At 67.4% G+C, this 7,269-nt stretch carries 10 protein-coding genes and 1 tRNA gene; 4 read left to right on the top strand and 7 right to left on the bottom strand.

Annotated features, from left to right (window positions below; all coding sequences use genetic code 11):
* A partial coding sequence (locus KBZ07_RS13770) for a 3'-5' exonuclease (RefSeq protein ID WP_254932147.1) occupies window positions 1-587 on the top strand: 587 nt, incomplete at its 5' end.
* Between the two features lie 84 nt (window positions 588-671).
* On the opposite strand, the gene KBZ07_RS13765 is transcribed toward KBZ07_RS13770, so the two are convergent.
* The 7 genes from KBZ07_RS13765 to KBZ07_RS13735 all read right to left on the bottom strand — a co-directional run bounded on the left by KBZ07_RS13765 (window position 672) and on the right by KBZ07_RS13735 (window position 4,441).
* Window positions 672-745, bottom strand: a tRNA-Pro gene (locus tag KBZ07_RS13765).
* Between the two features lie 11 nt (window positions 746-756).
* Window positions 757-1,119 carry a hypothetical protein gene (locus KBZ07_RS13760; RefSeq protein WP_254932146.1) on the bottom strand — a complete coding sequence of 121 codons (363 nt, stop codon included), beginning with the start codon at window positions 1,117-1,119 and terminating at the stop codon, window positions 757-759.
* Window positions 1,116-1,277 carry a hypothetical protein gene (locus KBZ07_RS13755; protein ID WP_254932145.1) on the bottom strand — a complete coding sequence of 54 codons (162 nt, stop codon included), beginning with the start codon at window positions 1,275-1,277 and terminating at the stop codon, window positions 1,116-1,118. The genes KBZ07_RS13760 and KBZ07_RS13755 overlap by 4 nt, the downstream gene beginning before the upstream one ends.
* Before the next feature lie 13 nt (window positions 1,278-1,290).
* Window positions 1,291-1,581, bottom strand: a complete 291-nt coding sequence (locus tag KBZ07_RS13750; RefSeq protein ID WP_254932144.1) for a hypothetical protein — start codon at window positions 1,579-1,581, stop codon at window positions 1,291-1,293.
* 18 nt (window positions 1,582-1,599) lie between these two features.
* A complete protein-coding gene (gene msrA, locus KBZ07_RS13745; RefSeq protein ID WP_396124091.1) occupies window positions 1,600-2,298 on the bottom strand; it encodes a peptide-methionine (S)-S-oxide reductase MsrA in 699 nt (232 codons plus the stop codon).
* Between the two features lie 26 nt (window positions 2,299-2,324).
* Complete coding sequence (locus KBZ07_RS13740) at window positions 2,325-2,603, bottom strand: hypothetical protein (RefSeq protein ID WP_254932142.1); 279 nt, start codon at window positions 2,601-2,603, stop codon at window positions 2,325-2,327.
* A gap of 83 nt (window positions 2,604-2,686) precedes the next feature.
* Window positions 2,687-4,441 carry an ABC transporter ATP-binding protein gene (locus tag KBZ07_RS13735; RefSeq protein WP_254932141.1) on the bottom strand — a complete coding sequence of 585 codons (1,755 nt, stop codon included), beginning with the start codon at window positions 4,439-4,441 and terminating at the stop codon, window positions 2,687-2,689.
* 76 nt (window positions 4,442-4,517) lie between these two features.
* Between KBZ07_RS13735 and KBZ07_RS13730 the strand changes: the two genes are divergently transcribed.
* The 3 genes from KBZ07_RS13730 (at window position 4,518) to carA (ending at window position 7,174) form a co-directional block, all read left to right on the top strand.
* Window positions 4,518-4,847: a DUF3288 family protein gene (locus KBZ07_RS13730; protein WP_254932140.1), complete on the top strand. Its 330-nt coding sequence runs from the start codon at window positions 4,518-4,520 to the stop codon at window positions 4,845-4,847.
* Window positions 4,848-4,959: 112 nt separating this feature from the next.
* Window positions 4,960-6,003 (top strand): anthranilate phosphoribosyltransferase, encoded by a 1,044-nt coding sequence (gene trpD / locus KBZ07_RS13725; protein ID WP_254932139.1) that lies wholly within the window; start codon window positions 4,960-4,962, stop codon window positions 6,001-6,003.
* A 22-nt stretch (window positions 6,004-6,025) separates the two neighbouring features.
* Window positions 6,026-7,174, top strand: a complete 1,149-nt coding sequence (gene carA / locus KBZ07_RS13720) for a glutamine-hydrolyzing carbamoyl-phosphate synthase small subunit (protein WP_254932138.1) — start codon at window positions 6,026-6,028, stop codon at window positions 7,172-7,174.
* Window positions 7,175-7,269 lie beyond the last annotated feature (95 nt).

Here is a 7,269-nt window from a genome sequence, read left to right as displayed (position 1 = left end):
TGAGCCAGGTTTCCTTTCTTTTGCCAGCTGCTGCCAACCCGGCGGAACATGTCAATGGCATTGCTGCAGAAGTGACCAGACTTTCCCAGCCCTGGCAGGCCGGCCTCCAGCATTTCCTTGCCCTGCTCGCCGGGGCCGATGCGGTGCTCGCCCACAACGCAGCCTTTGATGCCAAGTGGTTTGGGCTGGGACCGCTGCCGGCTATTGACAAGCCATGGATCTGCTCGATGGACGATATCGAGTGGCCGCCTGAGCGACACCTGAGGACGTCCCCTTCGGTGCGCGATCTGGCCTTGGCCTACGGGGTGCCGGTGTGGGCTGCCCATCGGGCCCTTACCGATTGCACTTACCTAGTTCAGGTGTTGGAGCGCTGCGACAACCTCGAAGGCCTACTGGCTGCAGCTACGGAGCCGAAGCTGCTCTATCGGGCAAATCTTCCCTATGCCGAACGGCATAAGGCCAAACAGGCAGGCTTTCGCTGGAATGAACCGGTGCGAGGTGCCTGGAGTCGTCGACTAAGCGAGCGCCAGGCCCAGGCCCTGGCTTTTGAGGTGCAGAGGGTGAAGGCCGATTCAGAAGCGGCATGAGCGCCCGGGAATGGCGCATAAAAAAACCGGCTGGGGAAGCCGGCATGGAAGAAGGTCACCTTGGTAATCGGTGAAATGTCGAAATCGGAGCGACAGGATTTGAACCTGCGACCCCCACTACCCCAAAGTGGTGCGCTACCAAGCTGCGCTACGCCCCGGCGAATGCAAATTACCACAGCGCTTTGCGGGGCTTCTGCTGGGGCTTTTGTTGCGGCTTCAACCGCCGGATCAGCCTGGCGCTGAGCCGTTCTCTGTCCAAACCGGCGTAGCCAGCGATGCCCTGCTCCAGCGCCAGCAGCCGCAGGTCGGCCAGGCCCATGGCGGCCAGGCGCAGTTCCGGCAGCTTCTGCCACACGGCCGCCGCGGCCGGCAGGTCAGATCCCCTGCGGTTGGCGCGGAAGCCCAGCAGGGCGCCACCGGCCATCCATTCCGGCACCAGCACAAATAGCACCGCCAGCAGCCCGTAGAGCTCCACCAGGCCCCGTGGCAGGGGGTGGATCCGGCGGGGTGGCGTTTGCTCAGGCCCGGTCACAGCGGTTTCACCATGGCCTGGGGCGCCTGGCGGTCTCGCCATTGCAGCTGGGGTTCGGGGCGGGGATTGAGCCTCACACTCCAGAACACCAGGGCAAAACACAGCCCCAGCGTGATTAGCAGGGCGAGGATTACTGCCCGATCGGGCCAGGGTGTCATGGCTGCACCTGCATCACACCTGCTGGGTGCGCAGGCATTCCAGCCGCTGAAACGACTGTTCCATCGTGAGCACATCGCCTCGCAGAATCACGGTCATCTGTTCATTGTGGTAGCGCAGGCCAGGCAGGTTTGAGTCTTCCCGAAACAGGGTGGAGCGGAAGCGGCCGGCGATCAGTGAGGCCTGGGCATCATTGCGCTCCAGGGTCACGGCGCGCTCATTGGGGCAGAGGAATTTCTCCGTGATGCCGTAGTCCTCCCACCAGGGCGAACCCATCGACAGCAGCGAGAGGAGCAGCATGGGCATAGGCAGCACCGGCATCATCTAGGCCAGCTGGATGGGTGCATTGTCCCCCCGCAGCACGCAGTGGCCCACCGACCAGTCGTAGGAGTTCCACACCCGGGGGTCCAGCTTGTAGCTGGCGCCCTCAAAGGCACCCAACCGCAGCCCGCTTGGCTGGGCGGAGCAGTAGGGGCGGCTGCCTGGCTTGGCCAGATATTGCTGGTGATAGGGCTCCGCATACCAAAAGGTCTGGTTGCTGAGCAGTTCGGTGGTGATCGGCCCGAAGTCCGCCCCGCTCAACAGCAGCTGGTAGGCCTGGCGGCTGGCCTGGGCCAGCTCCATCAGCGCCGGATCATCCAGATAGATCACCGAGCGGTATTGGCTGCCGCGGTCATTCCCCTGCCGATCTCCCTGGGTGGGGTCGTGGCATTCCCAAAAGAGCTTTAGCAGGTCGCTGAAATCCACCAGAGCGGTGTCCCACACCACCCGCACCACCTCGCTGTGGCCGCTGCGGCCCGAACACACCTGGTTGTAGCTGGGCTTATCTGCCGAGCCCCCGGCATAGCCCACCGCCGTTGTCACCACCCCGGGCAGGCGCCAGAACCCCTTCTCCGCCCCCCAGAAACAGCCACAGCCAAAGACAGCCACGTTCTGGCCTGGGCCCGGCTGGGCGTCAATCGGGGTGCCCAGCACCGCATGGGCTGCCTGGGTGGGGATTGCGGTCTCAAACAGGCCGAACACTTGCAATAGGGCGATCGCAGTTCAGCCTAGGCAGCCCCTTTGGGGGCTGCGTCTGGCTCCAGGGCAATGTGGTTGAGCAGGGTGGTGGTGAAGGCGAATAGCAGGAAGGGCAGCGACATCACCAGGATCACTCCCACGCCCACCAGGGCAAAGATTGGCTTGCTGGCCCCCATCAGGGCCAGGCCGGCAGCCAGGCTGGCGAAGATCACAAGCATCCAGATCAGGATCTGGCCGTAGATGTCGCCGAAGGTCAGGGTGCAGCGCAGCCGGTAGGGCAGGCCGGGGAAGGGGGCAGCGGGCTCCATGGCGACCTGGCAGGTGGCGGAATTCTCTCCCCACCTAAGCCGGAGCCTGGGATCTTTTCTGGCCTGCTCAACAAGTATTGAGATCAGCCCGCCGCCTGCAATTGCTCGCTGGCCTGCTGGCGGTCCCAGAGGCGCCGGTAGGTGCCGCCGGTCTCGGCCAGCAGCTCGAGGTGGGGGCCCTGTTGCACCAGCCGTCCCTGCTCCAGCACCAGCACCCGGTCACAGGCGGCGGCGGCCGAGAGCTGGTGGCTGATCATCAAGATCGTGCGCCCCTGCTGGTCGCGCAGGTTGTGGAGGATCGCCGCGGCCGTGTTGTTGTCAACGCTGGCCAGGGCGTCGTCGAGCACCAGTAGGGGCGTTTGCACCAGCAGGGCCCGGCCCAGGGCCGTGCGTTGCCTTTGGCCGCCGCTGAGGGTGATGCCCCGCTCTCCCACCAGGGTCTGGTATCCATCTGGGAACCCCTTGATATCCCCCTCCAGCCGGGCCTGGCGGGCGGCCTCCTCCACCTGCTCCAGCGGCGCTTCCGGTTTGCCGTAGCGCAGGTTGTCCGCCAGGGAGGCGGTGAACAGGTAGCCCTCCTGGGGCACCAGCCCCACCCGATCGCGCAGGGCTGAGAGCTCCAGCCTGGTGATATCGACCCCATCGAGCCAGAGCTGGCCTGGCTCCACCTCCACCATCCGGCCCAGGGCCCGGGCCAGGGTGGTTTTGCCGCAGCCCACCGGGCCGACCACCGCCACCAGCTCGCCGGGTTTGAGGCTAAAGCTCACATCAACCAGTGCCGGCCTGGGCGCCCCTGGATAGCGCACGGTCAGGCCGCGGGCCTGCACCGCCCCGCGGCCGGGCTGGGCTGGGGCCTGGGGCCGCTCTGGCGAGACGATCAGCGGCCTGCGCTGCAACAGCTCCTCCACCCGCTCGAGGCTCACCTGGCCTGTCTGGAAGGTGTTGAGGGTGAAGCCGAGCAGGGCGGTGGGGAAAACCAGCCGCTCAACAAACAGGATCAGGGCGACCAGGTCGCCGATCGTCAGCAGCCCGCTCTCCAGCTGGCCGCTGCCCAGGGCGAGCAGCAGCAGCAGGCTGATGGAGGCGATCCCCTCCAGCAAAGGGAACAGGGTGCTGCGGGTGCGGGCCAGGTTCAGGGCCGCATCCCGATAGGTGCGGTTGCGGCCGGCGAAGGCGGCCTGCTCCGTGCTCTCCTGGCCGTATATCTTGATGGCGCTGATGCCGGAAAGGTCTTCCTGGATCAGGTCGCTGAGCGAGGCCAGGGCCTCCTGCTGGCGGCGTTGCTGGCGCATCATCCGGCCGCCGAACAGGCGCACCACCACGAGCATCACCGGGTAGAGGCCCACCGCCGCCAGGCTCAGCCAGGGATCGATGGCGAGCATGGCCGGCAGGGTGAGGGCATAGGCCAGCACCGTGTTGGTGAGGCTGAGCACGGCAAAGCCCATCAGGCGGCGCACATTTTCCACATCGCTGGTGGCCCGGCTGATCAGCTCGCCACTGCCGGTGGTCTGCACCCAGCCCGGTTCCTGCAGCAGCAGGTGGTCAAAGATCTGCTGCTTGAGGTCGGCCTCCACCTGCCGGCCCACGCCGAAAACCAGCATGCGCGAGTAGAGCCGCACCGCCCCCATCACGCTGGCCAGGGCGACGATCAGGGCCGCCTGGGCCAGCACATCCCCCAGGGCGAAGCCGTCCTGCAGGTCATCGATCACCCGCCGCACCAGCAGTGGTATCGAGACGCTCAACAGGTTCACCACCACCAGGGCCGCTGCGCCCTGCAGCACCTGGCGGCGATGGGGGCGCAGGTAGCGCCGGATCAGGTCCAGCCGAAGGGCTCCCATCAGGGGCCAGGTGCACAGGTGGGCCCAACCTAGGCAGCTGCTTTTGCGGCAGGCTGGGCGGGCCTGCTTCGCCCTGATGGAACCCAGCAGCAACGACCAGAGCCATCCCCTCTATGCCACCGACAGGGATGTGGTGGATCGCCTGCTGGCGGCCGAGCAACCCGCCGATGCCCACCTTGTGGATGCGGCGCGGTTGCTGATGCGCTACGAGAACTTTCCCGGCGCCCATGATCTCAGCGCCGATCTAGCCAAGGCCCTGCGGCTCTGGGGCCTCAGCCGCCAGCAACTGCACAGCCGCACCAGGGCCATCTGGGAGGCGGGTTTTCGGCCCGCACCCACGGCCACTTCCGGCGCCAGTGGGGCGGTTGGTTCGAGTTTCGACACCGCAGACCAGGAGCAGACCTAGATGAAATTGCCCTGGGGCATCGCCAATTTCGCCCTCTTCGGGTGATAGTGGGAGGGTCCCCATCACCCGGCCCGGCGTGCATTGCACCCGGGCTTTTTTCTGGCCGCACTCGATGGCACCCGCCCAACCCTGGCCAGTCCTGCTGGAGCAACTGCTGAACGGGCAGTCGCTCAGCTCCGCCGAGGCCACCGGCCTCATGCAGGGCTGGCTGACCGAGCAGATCGATCCGGTGCTCACCGGCGCCCTGCTGGCTGCCCTGCGGGCCAAGGGGGCTAGCGGCGAGGAACTGGCCGCCATGGCCCAGGTGTTGCGGCAGGCCTGTGACCTCCCGGCGGCCCGGCCGGCCCTGCCCCTGGTCGACACCTGCGGCACCGGCGGCGACGGGGCGGACAGTTTCAACATTTCCACGGCCGTGGCCTTTGTGGCGGCCGCCTGCGGCGCCCATGTGGCCAAACACGGCAACCGCAGCGCCAGTGGCCGGGTGGGCTCGGCCGATGTGCTCGAGGCCGCCGGCATCCATTTGCAGGCTCCCCAAGCCCAGGTGATTGGCGCCTTGGCCCAGGCCGGCCTCACCTTTCTGTTCGCCCCTGGCTGGCATCCGGCCCTGGTGGGTCTGGCACCCCTGCGCCGCAGCCTGGGCGTGCGCACGGTTTTCAACCTGCTGGGTCCCCTGGTCAATCCGCTGCGGCCCGATGCCCAGGTGCTGGGCGTGGCCAGGGCCGACCTGCTCGATCCCATGGCCGATGCCCTGGCCCGGCTCGGCCTGCAGCGGGCGGTGGTGGTGTACGGCCAGGGGGGATTGGATGAGGCCTCCCTGGCCGGCATCAACGAGTTGCGGCTGGTGGAGGCAGGCGCAGTGCGCAGCGACCAGCTCGATCCAGAGCAGCTGGGCCTGCAGCGGGCCCCCCTGGCGGCCCTGGCCGGGGGCGATCTGGCCACCAACCGGGCCATTCTCGAGGCCGTGCTGCAGGGTCGGGGCAGCCGGGCCCAGAGCGACGTCGTGGCCCTTAATACGGCGCTGGTGCTCTGGGCCGCCGGCCGGGCCGCCAGCGTGACGGAGGGGCTGGAGCAGGCCCAGGCGGCCCTCGCCTCGGGCGGCGGCTGGCAGACCCTGGAGCGGTTGCGCCAGGCCCTGCCCGCGCCAGCTGCGGGATGATCACTTCACTTGCATCGAACCCTTGAGCCAGGCCCCTGCCCTGTTGGTGCTGGCCGATGGCACGATGTTGCGGGGTGAGGCCTTTGCCGCCCGCGGCACGGCCATCGGTGAAGTGGTGTTCAACACCGGCATGACCGGCTACCAGGAGGTGATCACCGACCCCAGCTATAGCGGCCAGCTGGTGACCTTCACCTACCCCGAGCTGGGCAACACCGGCGTCAACGGCGCCGATCAGGAGGCGGACCGCCCCCATGTACGCGGCGTGATTGCCCGCCAGCTGGCACCCCGGGCCAGCAACTGGCGCTCCGAGGGGGAGCTGGAAGCCTGGCTGGCCGGCCATGGGGTGGTGGGAATCCGGGCCGTCGACACCCGCGCCCTGGTGCGCCACCTGCGCGAGGGCGGGGCAATCAACGGCGCCATCAGCAGCGATGGCACCCCGGCCCTGGAGTTACTGGAGCAGGTGCGCAGGGCCCCGTCGATGCAGGGCCTCAACCTGGCGGCCCAGGTTTCCACCCAGCAGCCCTACCAGTGGCAGCAGGCCTGTGGGGTGCCCTTCGATGCGCGCCTGCAACCTGCCCCAGAGCGCCCCTATCGCGTGGTGGCGATCGACTTCGGCATCAAGCGGGCCATCCTTGAGCGGCTGGTGGCCCACGGCTGCGAAGTCACCGTGCTGCCCGCCGATGCCCGGCTCGAGCAGGTGCTCAGCCACCAGCCCGAGGGCGTGTTTCTCTCCAACGGGCCGGGCGATCCTGCTGCTGTCAGCGGCGGCATTGAGCTGGCCCGAGCCCTGATCGCCCAGTCCGATCTGCCCCTGTTCGGCATCTGCCTGGGCCACCAGATCCTCGGCCTGGCCCTGGGCGGACGCACCTACAAGCTCGGCTATGGCCACCGCGGCTTGAACCACCCCTGCGGCAGCCCCGGCCAGTTAGAGATCACCAGCCAGGTAGAGATCACTAGCCAGAATCACGGCTTTGCCCTTGATGCCAGCTCCCTGCCGGCGGGGCGGGTGCGGGTGAGCCACTTCAACCTCAACGATCACACCGTGGCGGGCCTGGAAATGGTCGATGCTCCGGTGTTTGGCATCCAATACCACCCGGAAGCCAGCCCTGGCCCCCATGACGCCGACCACCACTTCGCCCGCTTCGTCGCCCTGATGGCCGCGCGACGCTGAGGTCTGTCGCAGTTTTGTTGCGACTTCCGCACAGTAAAATCAACTCTCTACACTCCCGGCAGAACTCATCGGGGATTGGAGCCATCAACGACCTG

It is taken from the genome of Cyanobium sp. BA20m-14, from assembly GCF_024346295.1.
Note: the sequence above shows the minus strand (reverse complement) of the source record. Positions and strands in the feature narration are given on the sequence as shown.